Below are 19,538 nucleotides of genomic sequence, written 5' to 3'. Positions count from 1 at the left end.
AGCGCTGTCAGCGTAATTGCGCTTCTGCCAGGGTGAGCGTGCGCGGGATCAGCCCGGCATCCCAGTGCGCAATGCCCCAATCGAGGATGTCACGCGCACTGGCTTCACTAAGGCTTTGGTCCGGGGCCTGACCCAATGCGCGCAGGGCACGAAGCAGCAAGGGTGACGCCTGTTCGGGCGTCAGGGGTGGCGAACGGTAAGACTTGCCCAACTTGTGGCCATCGGGTTGCACGATCAGCGGCACATGCAGGTAGCGAGGTTGCGACAACCCGAGCAGTTCCTGCATATAGAGCTGACGCGGTGTGGAGTCGAGCAGGTCGGCGCCGCGCACGATATCGGTTACCCCTTGCCAGGCATCATCAAGCACCACCGCCAGTTGGTAGGCATACAACCCGTCACGGCGGCGGATCACAAAGTCCCCTGAGTCGCGTCCCAAATGCTGGCGGAATGTGCCCTGGACACGGTCTTCAAAGGCGTACTCAAGCTCAGGTACTCGCAGGCGTATGGCGGCGTTTTCCATCGAGTGGCCGGCATTGCGGCACAATCCTGGGTAAATCCCGTTATAGCCTTCGAGTTGTTTACGTGAGCAGGTACAAGCATAGGCCAAGCCCTGGCTGAACAGGCGGTTCACTACCTGGGCGTACGCTTCATGGCGATCGCTTTGGCGAACCAGTTCGCCGTCCCATTCAAAGCCATAGCGCTGCAGGGCATCCAGAATGGCGGCTTGGGCGCCCGGCATTTCACGCGGCGGATCGAGGTCTTCCATGCGCAACAACCAGCGGCCGCCTACAGAGCGCGCATCCAGATACGAGGCGAGGGCAGCCACCAGTGAGCCAAAGTGCAGATGACCGCTGGGCGTCGGGGCAAAGCGTCCGATGTAGGAGGGGTTTGGAGAGGCTGTCATGGGGGCATGCATTTTTTGTGGGAGCGGGCCACGTCAATATGTAAATCCAGAAACAAAAATGGGGCGTTCGCACGCCCCATTTGGTCAAGCCGGCGATTATTTGCCGACTTGTTTTTCCTTGATTTCAGCCAAGGTCTTGCAGTCTACGCACATGTCCGCAGTGGGGCGTGCCTCAAGGCGGCGAATACCGATCTCGACGCCACACGACTCGCACCAACCGTACTCTTCGTCTTCGATCAGTTGCAGGGTCTTGTCGATCTTTTTGATTAGCTTGCGCTCGCGGTCTCGGGCACGCAGTTCCAGGCTGAATTCTTCTTCCTGGCTTGCACGATCCGCCGGGTCTGGAAAGTTGGCCGCTTCGTCTTTCATGTGATCAACGGTGCGGTCGACTTCCTGCATCAAGTCCTGCTTCCACTTCTGCAGAATCTTGGTGAAGTGTTTGCGCATAGGCTCGCCCATGTACTCTTCACCCGGCTTTTCAACGTAGGGCTCGAAGCCGCTAAGCGATTGAGTATTCTGTTGCTGTGCTTTTGTGGGCATGAAATGGACCGCCTCTCATTCTTCTAATCCATTGCGCAGGATTGCAACGTTACCGACACCTGCCGGTCCTGCGGCTGCAAGCGGGCGAACTTACCAGATCAAATCGGACCGCGCTACTCCCGGTTGTCTAGCCTGTTGTCAGCAATCGTGTGCAAACCCTGTGGGGCTTAAGATTAGTGGCCAATTAATATTTTCGTCGAGCTATGACCGAGGCTCACGCCGTTTGGTTCTACTCGAGAACAGTCTAAAACCCTATTTCGCTCTCCCTTATGACAGTGCTTGGGTAGAATCGCAATTTTGCTTACCCAGGAAGGCAGGCTCATGGCTCAGTCTTACAGTGCGCGCAGTCGCGCGATCGAACCGTTCCACGTGATGGCGCTGCTGGCGCGAGCCAACGAACTGCAGGCCGCGGGGCACGATGTGATTCATCTGGAGATTGGTGAGCCGGATTTCACCACGGCCGAGCCGATCATCGCAGCCGGCCAGGCGGCCTTGGCAGCGGGCAAAACGCGTTACACCGCGGCTCGCGGCCTGCCGGAGTTGCGGGAAGCGATTTCCGGGTTTTATCAGCAGCGCTATGGCTTGGACATTGACCCTTCGCGCATTCTGATAACCCCTGGCGGCTCTGGCGCGTTGCTATTAGCCAGTAGCTTGCTGGTTGACCCGGGAAAACACTGGTTATTGGCAGACCCAGGCTACCCATGCAATAGACATTTCTTACGCTTGGTTGAAGGGGCCGCGCAATTGGTTCCGGTGGGGCCTGATGTTCGCTATCAATTAACCGCCGAATTGGTCCAGCGCCACTGGAATCAAGACAGTGTGGGCGCGCTGGTCGCGTCTCCGGCCAACCCGACCGGCACGGTATTGAGCCGCGATGAACTGGCGTCATTGTCGACAGCGGTGAAGGCGCGCAACGGGCATTTGGTGGTGGACGAGATTTATCACGGCCTGACGTACGGTTGTGATGCCGCCAGCGTGCTTGAGGTGGATGACAGCGCTTTTGTGCTCAACAGCTTCTCCAAGTATTTCGGCATGACGGGCTGGCGCCTGGGGTGGCTGGTAGCGCCGCCGCAAGCCGTTGCTGACCTCGAAAAGCTTGCGCAGAACCTCTACATCAGCGCTCCGAGCATGGCGCAATACGCAGCGCTGGCTTGTTTCGAGCCGCAAACGCTGGCCATTTTCGAAGAACGTCGTGCCGAGTTTGGGCGCCGCCGAGACTTTTTGTTACCGGCCTTGCGCGAGCAGGGTTTCGGCATTGCTGTCGAGCCGGAAGGTGCGTTTTACCTGTATGCCGATATCAGTGCGTTCGGTGATGATGCCTTCGCCTTTTGTCGTCATTTCCTGGAAACCGAGCACGTTGCCTTCACCCCAGGCCTGGACTTTGGCCGCTATCAGGCCGGGCATCATGTGCGCTTTGCCTATACCCAGAGTTTGCCGCGGCTGCAGGAAGCCGTTGAGCGAATTGCTCGTGGTCTGCAGAGTTGGAATCACTGATGCAGTTCTCTCCACCCCTTGAAGAAGGCCGCTTGCTCAAGCGTTACAAGCGTTTTCTGGCAGACATCGAAACGACCAGCGGCGAGTTGCTCACGATCCACTGTCCCAATACCGGTTCAATGCTCAATTGCATGGTTGAAGGCGGGCAGGTCTGGTTCAGTCGCTCCAACGACCCCAAACGCAAGCTGCCGGGTACTTGGGAGATCAGTGAAACCCCACAAGGGCGCCTGGCGTGTGTGAACACCGGGCGTGCCAATCGGTTGATCGAAGAAGCGCTGTTGGCCGGGGTGATCACCGAACTCAATGGCTTTACTGCGCTCAGGCGTGAAGTCGCCTATGGGCAGGAAAACAGCCGAATTGATTTCCGACTGGAGTACCCCGATGGTTTTGCCTTTGTCGAAGTCAAAAGTGTCACCTTGGGGTTTGATGACACGTCAGTGGCTGCGTTTCCAGACGCGGTCACCCAGCGCGGCGCCAAGCACCTGCGTGAATTGGCCAGTCTGGCCCGTGAGGGCGTGCGTGCGGTGCAGTTGTACTGCGTCAACCTGACCGCAATTGATGCCGTGCGCCCGGCGCAAGAGATTGATCCCGGCTACGCGGCGGCCTTGCGTGAAGCCGTGGCAGCAGGCGTACAAGTACTGGCGTATGGGGTCAGTCTGACGCCTGAGGCGGTGATGGTTGATCGTCGATTAGACGTGATCCTCTGATTTCGGCTCTGTAAGCCAGATCCCTTGGTTGTCTTCATGGCAGCCAAGGGCGGTCAAAAACTGCCCGGCGCAAGGCCCGGCCACACATTCCCCGCTTTCAATCAAAAACAATGCGGCATGGGTCGCGCACTGGATCAGGCTGGCGCTGGGGTCGAGGAATTGGTTCTCCTGCCATTCCAGCGGCACGCCGCGGTGTGGGCAGCGATTTTTATAGGCATAAACCTGGCCTGCCCGGCGAACCAAGAACCAGCGACAGCCGTCCTGTTCGAAGCCGAGGCTGCTCCCTTCGGCCAGTGCCTCTGAGGGGCATACAAACTTCATTACAATCCTTAATGAACCCTGATGGGGGCGTCGATACGTTCGTTGGTACGAGTTAAGAGGTTGACGTGCAAATGCAAACAATTATCAAATGGCGGGCCGCTTCATAATGTGCTGTTTGACTGGCGGCACTGTCGTTGCTCCGTTGAGCCCTCTTACCAAGGAACGCCCCGTATGCGCCTGAGTACCCGCCTGATAATGCTTTGTGCAGGCTTCATGATCAGTCATGTCAGCCTGGCTGACGAGTTGCCACAACGCTGGGTCAGTGCCGGGGGCGCGCTGTCGGAGTGGGTCAGTGTTTTAGGGGCGGAGTCTAAATTGGTTGGGGTCGATACCACCAGTCAACATCCAGAGACACTTAAATCCCTGCCAAGTATCGGTTATCAGCGCCAGTTGTCGGCAGAAGGGATTTTGAGCCTGAAGCCGGATGTCTTGATCGGCACTGAGGAAATGGGGCCACCCCCGGTGTTGGCACAGATTCGTAATGCGGGCGTGCCGGTCGAGATGTTCTCGGCCGAAGCCGACCTGCCCACGCTTGAGGCCACGCTCACGCATTTAGGCCGTCTGTTGGGTGATGAGGCAAAAGCTGAGCAAGTGCTCAAGGCTTATCAGCAACAGCTGGATGAGCAACAACAGCATGTCAAGCTGCTACAAACGAATCACAAGGCGCCTGGCGTGTTGCTGTTGTTGGGGCATGCGGGTGGCAAGCCGCTGATCGCCGGCAAGGACACCGCGGCCGACTGGCTGCTGACTCAAGCCGGTGGTCGCAACCTGGCCACTCACGAGGGCTACAAGACCTTTTCGGTAGAAGCGTTGGCTGGTTTGAACCCGGATGTGCTGGTGTTTGCAGACCGCAGCCTGACAGGCGACGAGGCGCGTAAGGCGCTGATGAAGGAAAATCCGATTCTGGCTTCGCTCAAGGCCGCCAAGGAGGGGCGCATTTATGAGTTGGACCCAACCCTTCTGGTGGGCGGCCTGGGCCCGCGCTTGCCGGCCAGCTTGAAACAATTGAGTGCTGACTTTTACTCCGCGGCTGCGGCCAACCCATGAGGACATTGGTTAAACCACGTCCGTTATTTATCGGGCTAAGTGGGCTGTGCCTGCTGGCAATTTGGTTGTCGCTGGCGTTGGGTCCAGTGAGTTTGCCGTTGTTCGACACTTTGCGGGCGGTCCTTCGCCTGATCGGCTTGCCGGTTCATGGTGATGGGCTGGAGCAGGCTGAATTGATCGTGGGGCAAATTCGTATGCCTCGCACGTTGCTCGGTCTGGCAGTGGGCGGCGTGCTGGCGTTGTCCGGCGTTGCGATGCAGGGATTGTTTCGTAACCCTTTGGCTGACCCTGGCTTGGTGGGGGTATCCAGTGGTGCTTCACTGGGCGCCGCGATTGCGATTGTTGGCGGCTCGGCATTAGGTGGCTTGCCGGATTCATTGGGGCCGTATCTGCTTTCGCTTTGTGCATTTCTGGGCGGGTTGGGCGTAACGGCGCTGGTCTATCGACTGGGGCGACGCAACGGGCAAACCAGCGTGGCCGTGATGCTACTGGCGGGGATCGCTCTCACAGCCTTGGCGGGGGCAGCGGTGGGTTTGTTCACGTATCTGGCCGATGACGCGACATTGCGCACCCTGACCTTCTGGAACCTGGGGAGTTTGAACGGGGCCAGTTATGCGCGTTTGTGGCCTCTGCTGTTTGTCACTGCGGGCGTTGCCCTGTGGTTGCCACGTCGGGCCAAGGCACTTAACGCATTGTTGCTGGGCGAGTCTGAAGCCAGTCATTTGGGCATCAATGTTGAAAGTCTGAAGCGTGAATTGGTGTTTTGTACCGCACTGGGCGTTGGGGCGGCAGTGGCTGCGGCGGGGATGATCGGATTTGTCGGGTTGGTGGTACCGCATCTCGTGCGATTGCTGGCAGGGCCTGATCATCGAGTGTTACTGCCTGCGTCGGTGCTGGCGGGTGCCTGCTTGCTGTTGTTTGCTGACCTGATCGCCCGTTTGGCATTGGCGCCCGCTGAAATGCCGATTGGTATTGTCACTGCGTTTATAGGCGCGCCGTTTTTTCTTTACTTGCTGTTGCGAGGCCGCCACTGATGCTGCGTACAGAACACTTGCAGATTAACCGCGGCGCCAAACAAGTGCTCAATGACATCAACCTTGAGGTCAGGCCGGGCGAAGTGTTGGGTGTTTTAGGGCCTAACGGTGCAGGTAAAAGCACTCTGTTGGCGGCGTTATGCGGTGAACTGTCCCCGACACAAGGGCTGGTCTTGCTGGATCAGCAAGCCTTGGGTCAATGGAAGGGGGCTGAGCGTGCCCAGCGACTTGCCGTGCTTCCACAGACCTCGACCCTGGATTTCGCCTTTCGAGTTGAAGAGGTGGTCGGTATGGGCCGTTTGCCGCACCAGACCGGTACGGCTCGCGATGCCGAGATTATCTGCGCGGCTCTTGAGGCTGCCGATGTTGGGCATTTGACTGGGCGCAGCTATCTTGCGTTGTCCGGTGGCGAACGGCAGCGGGTTCACCTTGCGCGGGTGCTGGCGCAGTTATGGCCGGGTCAAAACGGGCAGACGTTGCTGCTCGACGAGCCGACCTCAATGCTGGACCCCTTGCATCAGCACACAACGTTGAAAGCCATTCGTGCCTTTGCCGATCGCGGGGCGGCAGTATTGATCATTCTTCATGACTTGAATCTGGCGGCGCGTTACTGCGATCGCTTGTTGTTGCTCGAGGACGGCTATCCACGTGCACTGGGTAGCCCGCAGGAGGTGCTCAAACCTGAGGCGCTAAAAGACGTGTTTGGCCTGGATGTGTTGGTGCAGCCACATCCCGAGTTGGGGCATCCGGTGATTATTGCGCGTTGAGTGAGCCTGCCAGGCCGTCGGGCTGGCGCTTTTTGCAGGCAAAAAAAGACCCGGCAAGAGCCGGGTCAAATAACCGTGATTAGCCTGATGAGGAGATTTTCTGAGAGTCCGAACCAAGGGCCTTCCAGAAGATCGACTGGCCTCGCGACCAGATGGCGTAATAATAACAATTCTCATTTTCAAGTCAACAACTGTTTTTCAGCTTTTTTTACGACCCCGATAAACGGTGTTTTCTAGCTGTTTTTCGGCTTGAACAAATCCTCAACCTGCGCATTCAGGAATGCCTTTCTCTCGGGCGGGATATCGTTCCAGTGAATGTCCAGCAGTGCGCCTTCAATGGCATAAAGCAGCACTTTGGACGCACGGAACCCCCGTTTCTTGACTGCTCGGTACGACTCGACAGCACCTCGGCGCCTTAACTCCGAAGCGCTGTGAATACCAACAGCATGCAGCCATTGCGCCGAGGTTTTGCCGAGGTTCTTTAGGTGCTGGAGTTCATCTTGCATCAGCTCTCCTTGCGACGGCGTGAGCTCAGCGCTTATCAATCGAAACAGGTGTACTGAAGTGTAGCGGTTGATAAGAAAGTCGCTGCGCGTTAGTCGTTTTTGGAACAAGCATGTGCAAAAAGTGAAGGGGAAGGCGTTAAGGAGATGCCGGGCAGTCGCGCAAACGCTTGCGCTAGAGCGATATTTTGAGTTCGCAGTCGCCATGCACCAACGCCTGGCAGGCGTTGGCGGCATGTCGTATTTGTTTTATTTGGTTCGGTAGCGCAGTCGGGTGCCGAAATTAACCGACATCAGAATCTCGTCGGCTGTCAGTTCGACTGGAAAGTACGCACCGGATATCTGCGCATGGGCGAGGCTGGCGCCTTCGATACAGGCGGTGCGTAAATCTAGGCCGCGCAGGTCGGCAGAGCGGAAATAAGCGTCGGTAAAATCCACTTGGTCCGCATTTAACTCGCGCAAATCCAGCCCGCGAAAATCGCCGCCGCGCATATCAATGTGGCCGGGTGGGCGCTGTTGGTTAAACCCGGTGATGTCATCTTCATGCAGTAACGTGTAGAGCGCCGATGAAAGCAAGGCAGGGCGGCTCATGGGGCGTCTCCTGATGGCTGTACATCAATATTATAGTGCCACTATTGGCGTGCCGCGAAACCTTTGCATTTCGCGGCACGCGCAGGCATTTATAGCCCGGGCAGGCGCTGGCGGATGTCGCTGATCAGAGTGTCCAGGCTTTTACTGTTGTTGGTTTCAACCCGTTTGCTGCGCAGGACTTCATCTGCTTCTAACGGCTCACGGCTGGCTTGTTGGGCTTTGACAACCTCCATGGTCGCGTCAGAGGGGTCGTTGCCGAGGCTCTTGCGGTGCGTCAGCCAGCCTTCGATTACCGCATCTGGCGCGACACAATCGAGGATCAGGCACGGTACGCCCGTGGCTTCAGCCACTTTTGCCGCGGCGTCGCGTTGCTCGCGTTTGAGGTAGGTGGCATCAATGACTACCGGGAAGCCCGCGCGCAGCACGATGCCAGCCAGTTCGTGCAACTTGTCATAGGTCTTGATAGTGGCATCAGCGTTGTAAATGCCATGGCCGACGGTGTTGTCGCCGGCCTGCTCGCCAAACAATTGCTTGCGAACAACATCGGAGCGCAAGCGAATAGCGCCCAGTGACTCGATCAGTCGCATGGCAACCGAGCTTTTACCCACTGCCGAAACGCCGTGGGTAATGGTCAGGAAGCGTGAAGGAATGGTGCTGTAGCTTTCTGCAAGGTTGGCGTAGTTGCGGTATTGCCTCAGCGTGGCTGCGCGCTGCACGGCGCTGGCCTCTGCCGGCATGCTGAACAGGCTGACCTTGGCGCGTACGAGGGCGCGGTAGGCCTTGTAGAAGTTCAGCAGTTCAAGGCCCTGATAGTCGCCGGTCAGCTCCAGGTATTGGCTGACAAAACGCCGAGCCAGGGACTTCAGACCACGGTCTTCAAGGTCCATGGCCAGAAACGCGGTATCAGCGTAGACGTCGGTGAAACGGAACGGTTCGTTGAACTCGATGCAGTCGAAAATCACCACCTTGCCGTCAATCAGCGTGGCGTTGCCCAGGTGAATATCGCCGTGGCATTCGCGAATAAACCCTTCAGCCTTGCGTTGTTCCAGCAGTGGATGGAGGCGGGTGAAACTGGCTTCTGCCCAGGCCTCAAGTGCTTCAAGTTGTTGCAGATCAGCCTTATCTGACAAGAAAGGGCGGATTTGCTCGAAGTTTTGGCGCACGGGTTCCATCACGGCGTCTGGAGTGCCTTGGTGGTGTTCCAGCGGGACATGCGGGGCATGGGTATGGAAATGGGCGATTTGCACAGCCATTTCGTCGATGTGCGCGGTGGTCAGTTCGCCGTTGGTCTGAAGCGTGCTGAGCAATTGGCTTTGAGGGAACTGGCGCATTTTTAGCGCGTATTCGATCACTGGGCCCTGGCCGTCCAGTTGAGGTGCGTCTGCGCTGCCCGTGATCGGCAATACGTCGAGGTACAGACCTTCAGTCAGGCGCTGGTTGAGGCGCAGTTCTTCGTTGCAGAAGAACTCGCGGCCACTGAGTTCGGTGAAGTCCAGAAAGCCGAAGTTGACCGGTTTTTTGATTTTGTAAGCGTATGAACCCGTCAGGATGACCCAGGAGATGTGGGTTTCGATAACCTGAAACCCGTCAGTTTCATGCGGGTATAAGCTCGGATTTTGTAACGCGGCAATCAGGTTCTGGCTCACGGGCGGTCCTTCTAAAGGCGGGAAAATTCAATGGGGCATTATGGCTGTTGACAGCGGTCGTGCAAACCGCCGGACGCGGATGTTGAACATGAACAAAGTGCGTATAATCCCGCGCCATGACTCGAACTCGATCCCCTCGCTCCCGCTCCAAACGTCCTTCTGGTGGCCTTCGGCCCTGGCTGGGTTGGGCCCTTAAGCTCAGCCTCGTCGGCCTGGTTGTGCTGGCAGGTTTTGCTGTCTATCTCGATGCCATCGTGCAGGAGAAGTTTTCCGGCAAGCGCTGGACTATCCCGGCCAAGGTGTATGCCCGGCCGCTGGAATTGTTCGTCGGCCAGAAGCTGAGCAAGAACGACTTTTTGACCGAACTCGATGCGCTGGGCTATCGCCGTGAAAGTGTGGCCAATGGCCCGGGTGCAGCCTCGGTGAATGGCAACACGGTGGACTTGAACACCCGTGGTTTCCAGTTTTATGAAGGTGCCGAGAAGGCACAGCCGGTGCGGGTCCGTTTTTCTGGCGATTATGTGTCGGAGCTGACCTCGACCAATGGCACCAAATTGCCCGTGGTTCGGCTTGAGCCATTGCTGATTGGTGGCCTGTACCCGAAAAACCTCGAAGACCGCATTCTCATCAATATCGATCAGGTCCCGCCGTATCTGCTTGATACGCTGGTGACAGTGGAAGACCGCGACTTCTATCATCATTTTGGCGTGTCGCCCAAGTCGATCATCCGCGCCCTGTGGGTCAACACCTCGTCGGGGCAAATGCGTCAGGGCGGCAGTACGCTGACGCAACAATTGGTCAAGAACTTTTTCCTGACCAATGAGCGCAGCCTCAGCCGCAAGCTGACTGAGGCGATGATGGCGCTGCTGCTCGAAATGCATTACGACAAGCGCGAGATTCTTGAGGCGTACCTCAATGAGGTGTTTGTAGGCCAGGACGGCCAGCGCGCCGTGCATGGTTTTGGATTGGCCAGCCAGTTCTTCTTTAGTCAGCCATTGTCTGAGCTCAAGCTGCATCAGGTAGCGTTGCTGGTGGGTATGGTCAAGGGGCCGTCTGCGTATAACCCGCGGCGTTACCCTGAGCGTGCGCTGGAACGACGCAATCTGGTGCTCGACTTGCTCGAGCAGCAGGGCATTGCGACCGCCGAACAAGTGGCAGCCGCTAAAAAGATGCCGCTGGGTGTGACCAAGCGCGGCAGCCTGGCGGACAGCTCGTTCCCGGGTTTCCTGGATCTGGTTAAACGCCAACTGCGTGAAGACTATCGCGACGAAGACTTGACCGAAGAGGGGCTGCGGATTTTCACCAGCTTCGATCCGATCTTGCAGATGAAGTCTGAAGCGGCCGTGGGCGACACCTTCAAGCGTCTGGGTGGTCGTAAGGGCGCTGACGAAGTTGAAGCCGCGATGGTGGTTACCAACCCTGAAACAGGTGAAGTCCAGGCATTGATTGGCAGCCGTCTGCCGGGCTATGCCGGCTTTAACCGGGCTCTGGATGCTGTGCGCCCGATCGGTTCGTTGATCAAACCAGCGGTCTATCTGACGGCACTTGAGCGTCCGAGTCAGTTCACGCTGACCAGTTGGTTGTCGGATGAACCGATCTCGATCAAAGGCGCCGATGGTCAGGTCTGGACACCACAGAACTTTGATCGCCGCTCTCACGGCACGATGTTTCTTTATCAGGTCATGATGAATTCCTTGAACCTCGGTACCGTTCGGCTAGGACAGCAGGTAGGTGTGCCTAACGTGCTCAAGACGCTGGCGCGACTAGGGGTTGAGCGTGACTTCCCGGCATTCCCATCGATGCTTTTGGGCGCTGGGGCGTTGAGCCCGATGGAAGTGGCAACGATGTATCAGACGCTGGCCAATGGAGGCTTCAACACGCCGATGCGCGGCATTCGCAGCGTGTTGACGGCTGAAGGTCAGCCGCTCAAGCGTTATCCGTTCCAGATTCAACAGCGCTTCGATCCGGGGTCCATCTACCTGATCCAGAACGCGATGCAGCACGTGATGCGAGAAGGGACCGGGCGTTCGGTCTATAACGTATTGCCGAAAAATCTTACGCTGGCGGGTAAAACCGGTACCAGTAACGATTCGCGTGACAGCTGGTTTGCAGGCTTTAGCCAGGATCTGCTGGCAGTGGTCTGGCTGGGACGCGATGACAACGGTAAAACCCCGTTCACCGGCGCGAGCGGAGCCTTGCAGGTATGGACCAGCTTTATGAGCAAGGCTGATCCGTTACCGCTTGATATGCCGCAACCGGACAATATTGTTCAGGCCTGGATTGATCCGCATACCGGGCAAGGGTCTGATGCCAGCTGCCCTGGTGCGGTGCAGATGCCGTATATTCGCGGCAGTGAACCGCCTGCTGGAGCCGGTTGTGGCGCGCAGGCGCCGGCAACAGGTGAGGCGGTGATGGATTGGGTCAAGGGCTGGTTGAATTAAGCAAAGAGGGTGTGACGTGAACAAGTGGTGGATTCCGGCTGTTTCAGCCCTGGCTTTGCTCAATGGTTGCGCCAGCGTTCCACAGGGCTCGATCCCTGTGGTCGACTCTGGGGTTCCTGTGTCGAACAGCGAACGTGTGTCGGCGCAGCGCGCAACGAATAATTATCCACAGGCCTCGGCGCCGCGTGCAGCCCAGGCACAAGCACAAGCGATTCCTCAGGACTCGGGCGTGGTGGTGATGATTCCGGGGGGCGGTGCAGCCGTATCGACGCCGATCCAGACCCAGCCGATTACGCCGGGCCCTATTTCGCCAGGACCTATTACAACTGGCCCGGCAGCAGTAGCGCCGATCAGTACCGGCAGCTACGCGCCATCAACGACTTATACCGCGCCTGCCCCGGTTACGCCGAGTGGTATCCCGTCTAACAGCGGTGGGTTGGCAGCGGATGAGCAATTGGACGGGCCAGTCCTGGCGTTGCTGACTACGGCTCAGCAGCAGCAGGCGAGTGGCGACCTGAACGGCGCGTCTTCGAGTCTTGAGCGTGCGCAGCGTGTGGCGCCGCGCGAGCCGCAAGTGCTTTATCGCCTGGCAGAGGTGCGCATGGCGCAAGGGGATGCGGCTCAGGCCGAGCAGTTTGCCCGTCGCGGGTTGTCCTTTGCGAGCGGTCGCCCAGATTTGCAGGCGAGCTTGTGGGGCTTGATCGCTCAAGCGCGAGATAAACAAGGTGATGCGGCTGGCGCTGCATTGGCCCGTCAAAAAGCACGGTGAGTTTCTGATGGATAAGCGTTTTCCGGCGATTGCCGAACAATTATTGCTGATTGAGCGGGAGTTGCGTGCGCAGGGCTGGTGGGACGAGGTGTCTCCCAGTGTTGAAGCACTGAGCAGTGTCGAGCCTTTTTCGGTTGACACGCTGGACTTCCACCAATGGCTGCAATGGATTTTCCTGACCCGGATGAAGCAGATCCTTGAGCAGGACCTTCCGTTGCCTAATGCCTCGGGCATTTTGGAGATGGCCGAGATGGTGTATGCCGAGCAGCCTGAAGAGAGCCTTGGGCTGCGATCCGCGCTGAAAAAGTTCGACCAATTGATCGTCGACGCTCGTTAATTGCCTGGCTGCCGGTTTTTTCGGCAGTCTTGCGCATATTTCTACCGCTTTGCGCCATCTAGGCGAGTTTTATCCCTTCTCAAGCCCCTTTCTTATGCGTTCTCATGCGCTTAGTTGGAAAAAAGCGCAATTATTGCTTGACTTGGAGGGGCTGAAACAGAAGAATCCAGACACCGCTGTATAGGGACTGCCAGAAGCAGACCCTCTCAGCAGATCATGAGGCGCATACCCGCGCCGACCTGTTACACCCGCAACGCGTTACCTCGCGCTGGGTGGGAAAACCCCGCAATACTTGGGGAGCTCCCAATACTTGCTCAGTCAGTGCTGACGTAGTCGGCGACCACCGTCGCTCATGCTCTGCTGAGAAGTAAACCTATTAAGACCCGTTCGTATTTTGTGAGCGGTATTCTGGCGTTTTAGAGGTGAACAACGTGGAGCTTTTATCTGGCGGTGAGATGGTCGTCCGCTTCTTGCGCGACGAAGGTGTCAAATATATCTACGGGTACCCGGGTGGTGCTCTCCTGCATGTCTACGACGCACTGTTCAAGGAACCGGACGTTACCCACATCCTGGTTCGTCACGAACAAGCTGCTACCCATATGGCTGACGGTTACGCCCGTGCCACCGGTAAAGCCGGTGTGGTACTGGTGACTTCCGGGCCGGGTGCTACCAACGCCATTACCGGTATTGCTACTGCCTACATGGACTCCATTCCGATGGTGGTCATTTCTGGTCAGGTGCCTAGCACTATGGTTGGGACCGATGCCTTCCAGGAAACCGACATGATCGGTATCTCTCGGCCGATCGTGAAGCACAGCTTCATGATCAAGCATCCGTCGGAAATTCCGGAAGTCATGAAGAAGGCGTTCTACCTGGCGCAATCCGGTCGTCCTGGCCCGGTCGTGGTCGATATCCCGAAAGACATGACCAACCCGGCTGAAAAGTTCGAATACGTTTTCCCGAAAAAAGCCAAGCTGCGTTCTTACAGCCCAGCTGTACGTGGGCACTCGGGGCAAATCCGCAAAGCAGTCGAGATGCTGTTGGCGGCCAAGCGCCCGGTCCTGTACGCAGGTGGCGGCGTTATCTTGGGCGGCGGTGCTGCACCGTTGACCGAGCTGGCGAAAATGCTCAACGTTCCGGTGACCAATACATTGATGGGCTTGGGTGCCTACCCGGGCACTGACCGTCAGTTCATTGGCATGCTCGGCATGCACGGCAGCTTCACCGCCAACATGACCATGCACAACGCGGACGTCATCCTGGCTGTGGGAGCACGTTTTGATGACCGCGTTATCAACGGCGCATCAAAGTTCTGCCCTAACGCCAAGATCATTCACGTCGATATCGACCCGGCTTCGATCTCCAAGACTATCAAGGCAGACGTGCCGATTGTCGGCCCTGTCGACAGCGTACTGACCGAGATGGTTACGATCCTCAAGGAGATCGGCGAGAAGCCAAATCCCGAGGCTGTTGCCGCTTGGTGGAAGCAGATCGACGAGTGGCGCGGTGACCGCGGGTTGTTCCCTTACGACAAGGGCGACGGCAGCAAGATCAAGCCACAAGCTGTGATCGAGATGCTTTGTGAGGTTACCAAGGGCGATGCGTACGTAACGTCCGACGTGGGTCAGCACCAGATGTTCGCTGCCCAGTATTATCGTTTCAACAAGCCTAATCGCTGGATCAACTCGGGCGGCCTGGGCACGATGGGCTTCGGTTTCCCGGCGGCAATGGGCGTAAAACTGAGCTTCCCTGATGCTGATGTCGCGTGTGTGACGGGCGAGGGCAGTATTCAGATGAACATTCAGGAATTGTCGACGTGCATGCAGTACGGCCTGCCGGTCAAGATCATCAACTTGAACAACGGTGTTCTGGGGATGGTTCGTCAGTGGCAGGACATGAACTACGGCAGTCGTCATTCGCACTCCTATATGGAATCGCTGCCTGACTTCGTCAAGCTGGCTGAGGCGTATGGCCATGTTGGTATTCGGATCACTGATCTCAAGGATCTGAAACCAAAAATGGAAGAAGCTTTCGCCATGAAAGATCGCCTGGTGTTCCTGGATATCCAGGTTGATACCAGTGAGCACGTTTACCCGATGCAGATCAAAGATGGCTCCATGCGTGACATGTGGCTGAGCAAGACGGAGCGTACTTAATCATGCGGCACATTATTTCCTTGCTTCTCGAAAACGAACCCGGTGCTTTGTCTCGTGTTGTCGGGCTGTTCTCGCAACGCAACTACAACATCGAAAGCCTGACCGTGGCGCCAACAGAAGACCCGACTTTGTCGCGTCTGACGCTCACCACCGTGGGCCACGATGAGGTGATTGAACAGATCACCAAAAACCTGAACAAGCTGATCGAAGTGGTCAAGCTGGTGGATTTGTCGGAGAGCGCTCACATCGAGCGTGAGCTGATGTTGGTCAAGGTCAAGGCGACCGGTGCACAGCGCGCAGAGATCAAGCGCACCACGGATATTTTCCGTGGGCAGATCGTGGATGTCAGCGCCAGTGTTTATACCGTGCAGTTGACAGGCACCAGCGACAAGCTCGACAGTTTCATTCAGTCGATTGGTACGGCTTCAATCCTGGAAACAGTTCGCAGTGGCGTGACGGGCATTGCCCGTGGCGACAAAGTTCTCAGCATCTAAAACTTACAAGTGCTAACGGCCTGAATGGCCTGGATACATAAAGGAAAATCATGAAAGTTTATTACGACAAAGACTGCGACCTTTCGATCATCCAGGGCAAGAAAGTAGCCATTATCGGTTACGGCTCCCAGGGTCACGCTCAAGCGTGCAACCTGAAGGATTCCGGTGTGGATGTGACCGTTGGTCTGCGCAAAGGCTCGGCCACTGTTGCCAAGGCTGAAGCACATGGTCTTAAAGTGACTGACGTTGCCAGCGCTGTTGCTGCAGCTGACCTGGTCATGATCCTGACCCCGGATGAGTTCCAGTCGACTCTGTACAAAAACGAAATTGAGCCGAACATCAAGAAGGGCGCTACCCTGGCCTTCTCTCACGGCTTCGCGATCCACTACAACCAGGTTGTTCCGCGTGCTGACCTCGACGTCATCATGATCGCGCCAAAAGCGCCGGGCCACACTGTACGTTCCGAATTCGTTCGTGGCGGCGGTATCCCTGACCTGATCGCTATCTACCAGGATGCTTCGGGCAACGCCAAAAACGTTGCACTGTCTTACGCTTCGGGCGTGGGTGGTGGTCGTACCGGTATCATCGAAACCACTTTCAAAGACGAAACCGAAACCGACCTGTTCGGCGAGCAAGCTGTTCTGTGCGGCGGTACCGTAGAGCTGGTTAAAGCCGGTTTTGAAACCCTGGTTGAAGCAGGCTATGCGCCAGAAATGGCTTACTTCGAATGCTTGCACGAGCTGAAGTTGATCGTTGACCTCATGTACGAAGGCGGTATCGCCAACATGAACTACTCGATCTCCAACAACGCCGAGTACGGCGAGTACGTGACGGGTCCGGAAGTGATCAACGCCGAATCCCGTCAGGCTATGCGTAACGCTCTGAAGCGCATTCAGGACGGCGAATACGCGAAGATGTTCATCAGCGAAGGTGCTACTGGCTACCCTTCGATGACCGCCAAGCGTCGTAACAATGCTGCTCACGGCATCGAAGTCATCGGTGAGCAACTGCGCTCGATGATGCCGTGGATCGGTGCAAACAAAATCGTCGACAAAGCCAAAAACTAAGTCTGTACGATCTTGAGAAAACGCGGCCTAGGCCGCGTTTTTTCGTTTAAGCGGCGGCTTCTGGTATAAAGCAGGAGCGTTTGCGGGTGAAGGTGAGTCTGCAAGCCTCTATTGAAACTTTCCATATCGTTGCAAGGTAATGTCCATGAGCGAACGTCCCGAAGAGCCAAAATCGGCCTCTGACGCCGATAGCCTGCTGCCTATCGATGAGCATGTCGAAGAAGGGCATGACGCTGAAGGCCGTAAAGTCCGGCATCGTGGTATCTATCTGCTGCCGAACCTTTTCACAACGGCAAACCTGTTTGCCGGATTTTATTCCATCATCAGCTCGATGAGTGCTCAGAGCGCCATGAGCGCCGGTGATGCGGCGGGGGCAAGCAAGTATTTTGCGTTTGCGGCCATTGCGATTTTTGTCGCCATGTTGCTGGACGGCCTCGACGGTCGTGTTGCCCGTATGACCCATACTGAAAGTGCCTTCGGCGCTGAATATGATTCCTTGTCAGATATGGTTGCATTTGGTGTGGCTCCAGCGCTTTTGGCATTTGGCTGGGCGTTGGGCGACATGGGTAAGGTGGGCTGGATGGTTGCCTTTATCTATGTTGCGGGCGCGGCCTTGCGTTTGGCTCGCTTCAATACGCAGGTCGGTACAGCGGACAAGCGTTATTTCATCGGTCTGGCCAGCCCGGCTGCGGCGGGTGTGGTGGCAGGTATTGTCTGGGCATTCAGTGACTACGGTATCCAGGGCTCTAAAATGTCGTTCCTGGTTGCCTTGCTGGTGGCTGCTGCAGGCATGCTGATGGTCAGTAACATCAAGTACAACAGCTTCAAACAATTGGATTTGAAAGGCCGCGTGCCGTTCGTGGCGATCCTGGCTGTTGTGTTGGTGTTTGCTGTAGTGTTCAGTGATCCACCGCGCATTTTGTTGCTGGCTTTCCTGGTCTATGCGGCCTCTGGCCCGATCCAATATTTATTGCATCTGCGCCGTAACAAAAACGCCCAGTGATGTAATTTCTCCCACACTCCGTAGTCTATTGGTGCATCAGTCCTCCAATACTGCGGAGTTGTCATGCTCATCAAGTTGCCTAAAGCGTCCGACTGCAAAGAGTCGGACGTTACGCCTGAGTCCCTCTATTTATCTCGCCGTACATTATTGGGCAGTTCGCTTGCGGGATTGGCGGTGAGCGCACTGCCGCGTTGGGCGAATGCGGATGATGCATCACGTTACGCTGATGTTGATCCGGGCCATGCACCGGGCTGGTTTACAGAGAAGCTCCCGCAGACCAAGTGGCAAGCGATTACGGTCAAAGGGGAGGCGATCACGCCTTTCAAGGATGCCACGCATTACAACAATTTCTATGAGTTCGGTACTAGCAAGGGCGATCCGGCGCAGAACGCGGGGAGCTTGAAAACCGAGCCATGGACCGTTGTCGTGGATGGTGAGGTGGGTAAGCCGGGACGTTATGCCCTTGAAGACTTTATGAAGCCTTATCAGCTGGAGGAGAGGATTTATCGTTTGCGCTGTGTGGAGGCGTGGTCGATGGTCATTCCCTGGATGGGGTTCCCACTCTCGGCGCTGCTTAAGCAAGTTGAGCCCACATCCAAAGCCAAATTCATCCGCTTTGAAACGTTGAAGGATCCGAAGGTGATGCCGGGGCAGCGCTCTGATTTTGCGTTGATTGACTGGCCCTATGTAGAGGGCCTGCGTCTGGATGAAGCCATGAATCCATTGGCAATACTGGCGGTGGGCATGTATGGCCGTGAACTGCTGAATCAGAACGGTGCACCGCTGCGTTTAGTGGTGCCGTGGAAGTATGGCTTCAAGAGTGTGAAATCGATCGTACGAATCAGCTTGGTAGAAGAACAGCCGAAAACTACTTGGCAGAGCATCGCGTCCAATGAGTACGGATTTTATGCCAACGTGAATCCGCAAGTGGATCACCCTCGCTGGACTCAAGCGCGTGAGCGACGTCTACCGAGCAGTTTGTTCAGCCCCAATGTGCGCGATACGCAGATGTTCAATGGCTATGCGGACGAAGTGGCTTCTCTCTACACCGGTCTGGATCTGCGGAAGAATTACTGATGAAGTTTCCACTTTGGCGTATTGGTGTGTTTGCGGCCGTGGGGATATGGCCTTTGTATTGGCTCTATGAGGCATGGAGTTTTGCCTTGGGGCCGGACCCCGGGAAGGTTTTGGTTGATCGCCTTGGCCTTGGCACCTTGATCTTGCTGCTAGTGACGTTGTGCATGACGCCCATGCAAAAGCTGACGGGCTGGCCAGGATGGATTGCGGTCCGTCGTCAGATCGGTCTGTGGTGTTTCGCCTACGTAGTGCTGCACCTGTGTGCTTACTTGTTCTTTGTGCTTGGGCTTGACTGGTCCCAGTTGGGGGTAGAACTGAGCAAGCGGCCATATATTATTGTCGGCAGTTTAGGGGCTCTGTGCCTGTTGGCGCTGGCAGTGACATCCAATCGTTTCAGCCAAAGACGAATGGGGGCGAGTTGGAAGAAGCTTCATCGTTTGGTCTATGTGGTATTGGGGCTGGGGTTATTGCACATGCTTTGGATTGTGCGTGCAGATCTGAAGGAGTGGTCGATCTATGCCTTTATAGGTGCGTGCCTTCTGCTCTTGCGGGTCCCGGCGGTGATGCGACGGATCCCGCGTCTATATAAGAAGAGAGCGGTGGTTACATAAAACGCAATTAAGGCTTGACTCAGGAATTC

At 56.6% G+C, this 19,538-nt stretch carries 20 protein-coding genes; 14 read left to right on the top strand and 6 right to left on the bottom strand.

Annotation, left to right across the window (positions count from 1 at the left end; translation table 11 throughout):
* Positions 1 to 7: 7 nt before the first annotated feature.
* Positions 8 to 904, bottom strand: coding sequence for a tRNA glutamyl-Q(34) synthetase GluQRS (gene gluQRS, locus NTD86_RS04565; RefSeq protein WP_262200984.1), 897 nt, complete (start codon positions 902 to 904; stop codon positions 8 to 10).
* Positions 905 to 1,000: 96 nt separating this feature from the next.
* Complete coding sequence (gene dksA / locus NTD86_RS04560) at positions 1,001 to 1,444, bottom strand: RNA polymerase-binding protein DksA (protein ID WP_262200983.1); 444 nt, start codon at positions 1,442 to 1,444, stop codon at positions 1,001 to 1,003.
* 321 nt (positions 1,445 to 1,765) lie between these two features.
* Here dksA and NTD86_RS04555 point away from each other — a divergent pair, with 321 nt between their 5' ends.
* Together NTD86_RS04555 and sfsA are read left to right on the top strand one after the other, a co-directional pair.
* A complete protein-coding gene (locus NTD86_RS04555; protein ID WP_262200982.1) occupies positions 1,766 to 2,938 on the top strand; it encodes a pyridoxal phosphate-dependent aminotransferase in 1,173 nt (390 codons plus the stop codon).
* Positions 2,938 to 3,645 carry a DNA/RNA nuclease SfsA gene (sfsA, locus tag NTD86_RS04550; protein ID WP_262200981.1) on the top strand — a complete coding sequence of 236 codons (708 nt, stop codon included), beginning with the start codon at positions 2,938 to 2,940 and terminating at the stop codon, positions 3,643 to 3,645. Before NTD86_RS04555 ends, sfsA begins: the two co-directional genes overlap by 1 nt.
* Here sfsA and NTD86_RS04545 read toward each other — a convergent pair.
* Complete coding sequence (locus NTD86_RS04545) at positions 3,628 to 3,966, bottom strand: Rieske (2Fe-2S) protein (protein WP_262200980.1); 339 nt, start codon at positions 3,964 to 3,966, stop codon at positions 3,628 to 3,630. The two genes, sfsA and NTD86_RS04545, sit on opposite strands and share 18 nt — an antisense overlap.
* 171 nt (positions 3,967 to 4,137) lie before the next feature.
* Here NTD86_RS04545 and NTD86_RS04540 point away from each other — a divergent pair, with 171 nt between their 5' ends.
* Genes NTD86_RS04540 through NTD86_RS04530 form a run of 3 tightly spaced genes read left to right on the top strand, consistent with a single transcriptional unit; the run spans position 4,138 to position 6,814 of the window.
* On the top strand, positions 4,138 to 5,013 hold the full coding sequence (locus NTD86_RS04540) for a hemin ABC transporter substrate-binding protein (RefSeq protein WP_262200979.1): 876 nt from the start codon (positions 4,138 to 4,140) through the stop codon (positions 5,011 to 5,013).
* A gap of 50 nt (positions 5,014 to 5,063) precedes the next feature.
* Positions 5,064 to 6,047: a FecCD family ABC transporter permease gene (locus tag NTD86_RS04535; RefSeq protein ID WP_262201084.1), complete on the top strand. Its 984-nt coding sequence runs from the start codon at positions 5,064 to 5,066 to the stop codon at positions 6,045 to 6,047.
* Positions 6,044 to 6,814 carry a heme ABC transporter ATP-binding protein gene (locus tag NTD86_RS04530; RefSeq protein WP_410016951.1) on the top strand — a complete coding sequence of 257 codons (771 nt, stop codon included), beginning with the start codon at positions 6,044 to 6,046 and terminating at the stop codon, positions 6,812 to 6,814. Before NTD86_RS04535 ends, NTD86_RS04530 begins: the two co-directional genes overlap by 4 nt.
* A 233-nt stretch (positions 6,815 to 7,047) precedes the next feature.
* Here the strand turns inward: NTD86_RS04530 and NTD86_RS04525 are convergent, their stop codons facing one another.
* The 3 genes from NTD86_RS04525 to NTD86_RS04515 all read right to left on the bottom strand — a co-directional run bounded on the left by NTD86_RS04525 (position 7,048) and on the right by NTD86_RS04515 (position 9,554).
* Positions 7,048 to 7,320: a TfoX/Sxy family protein gene (locus NTD86_RS04525; protein WP_262200977.1), complete on the bottom strand. Its 273-nt coding sequence runs from the start codon at positions 7,318 to 7,320 to the stop codon at positions 7,048 to 7,050.
* A gap of 246 nt (positions 7,321 to 7,566) precedes the next feature.
* Positions 7,567 to 7,908, bottom strand: coding sequence for a pentapeptide repeat-containing protein (locus NTD86_RS04520; RefSeq protein WP_262200976.1), 342 nt, complete (start codon positions 7,906 to 7,908; stop codon positions 7,567 to 7,569).
* A gap of 89 nt (positions 7,909 to 7,997) precedes the next feature.
* On the bottom strand, positions 7,998 to 9,554 hold the full coding sequence (locus NTD86_RS04515; protein WP_262200975.1) for an AAA family ATPase: 1,557 nt from the start codon (positions 9,552 to 9,554) through the stop codon (positions 7,998 to 8,000).
* 116 nt (positions 9,555 to 9,670) lie between these two features.
* On the opposite strand from NTD86_RS04515, the gene mrcB reads away from it, so the two are divergent.
* The 9 genes from mrcB (at position 9,671) to msrQ (ending at position 19,509) form a co-directional block, all read left to right on the top strand.
* Complete coding sequence (gene mrcB, locus NTD86_RS04510) at positions 9,671 to 11,995, top strand: penicillin-binding protein 1B (protein WP_262200974.1); 2,325 nt, start codon at positions 9,671 to 9,673, stop codon at positions 11,993 to 11,995.
* 16 nt (positions 11,996 to 12,011) lie between these two features.
* Positions 12,012 to 12,764 (top strand): tetratricopeptide repeat protein, encoded by a 753-nt coding sequence (locus NTD86_RS04505; RefSeq protein WP_262200973.1) that lies wholly within the window; start codon positions 12,012 to 12,014, stop codon positions 12,762 to 12,764.
* Positions 12,765 to 12,771: 7 nt separating this feature from the next.
* Positions 12,772 to 13,101: a YqcC family protein gene (locus NTD86_RS04500; RefSeq protein ID WP_262200972.1), complete on the top strand. Its 330-nt coding sequence runs from the start codon at positions 12,772 to 12,774 to the stop codon at positions 13,099 to 13,101.
* A 431-nt stretch (positions 13,102 to 13,532) separates the two neighbouring features.
* The gene (locus NTD86_RS04495) at positions 13,533 to 15,257 is read left to right on the top strand and encodes an acetolactate synthase 3 large subunit (RefSeq protein ID WP_262200971.1); all 1,725 of its coding nucleotides are present in this window, start codon (positions 13,533 to 13,535) and stop codon (positions 15,255 to 15,257) included.
* 2 nt (positions 15,258 to 15,259) lie between these two features.
* A complete protein-coding gene (ilvN, locus tag NTD86_RS04490; RefSeq protein ID WP_019410366.1) occupies positions 15,260 to 15,751 on the top strand; it encodes an acetolactate synthase small subunit in 492 nt (163 codons plus the stop codon).
* A 50-nt stretch (positions 15,752 to 15,801) separates the two neighbouring features.
* The gene (ilvC, locus tag NTD86_RS04485; RefSeq protein ID WP_262200970.1) at positions 15,802 to 16,818 is read left to right on the top strand and encodes a ketol-acid reductoisomerase; all 1,017 of its coding nucleotides are present in this window, start codon (positions 15,802 to 15,804) and stop codon (positions 16,816 to 16,818) included.
* A 145-nt stretch (positions 16,819 to 16,963) separates the two neighbouring features.
* Complete coding sequence (gene pssA / locus NTD86_RS04480; RefSeq protein WP_262200969.1) at positions 16,964 to 17,821, top strand: CDP-diacylglycerol--serine O-phosphatidyltransferase; 858 nt, start codon at positions 16,964 to 16,966, stop codon at positions 17,819 to 17,821.
* Between the two features lie 63 nt (positions 17,822 to 17,884).
* On the top strand, positions 17,885 to 18,898 hold the full coding sequence (msrP, locus tag NTD86_RS04475; RefSeq protein ID WP_262200968.1) for a protein-methionine-sulfoxide reductase catalytic subunit MsrP: 1,014 nt from the start codon (positions 17,885 to 17,887) through the stop codon (positions 18,896 to 18,898).
* Positions 18,898 to 19,509 carry a protein-methionine-sulfoxide reductase heme-binding subunit MsrQ gene (msrQ, locus tag NTD86_RS04470; RefSeq protein WP_262200967.1) on the top strand — a complete coding sequence of 204 codons (612 nt, stop codon included), beginning with the start codon at positions 18,898 to 18,900 and terminating at the stop codon, positions 19,507 to 19,509. The genes msrP and msrQ overlap by 1 nt, the downstream gene beginning before the upstream one ends.
* Positions 19,510 to 19,538 lie beyond the last annotated feature (29 nt).

The organism is Pseudomonas sp. 7P_10.2_Bac1, assembly GCF_025465935.1.
Classification (GTDB): Bacteria; Pseudomonadota; Gammaproteobacteria; order Pseudomonadales; family Pseudomonadaceae; genus Aquipseudomonas.
Note: the sequence above shows the minus strand (reverse complement) of the source record. Positions and strands in the feature narration are given on the sequence as shown.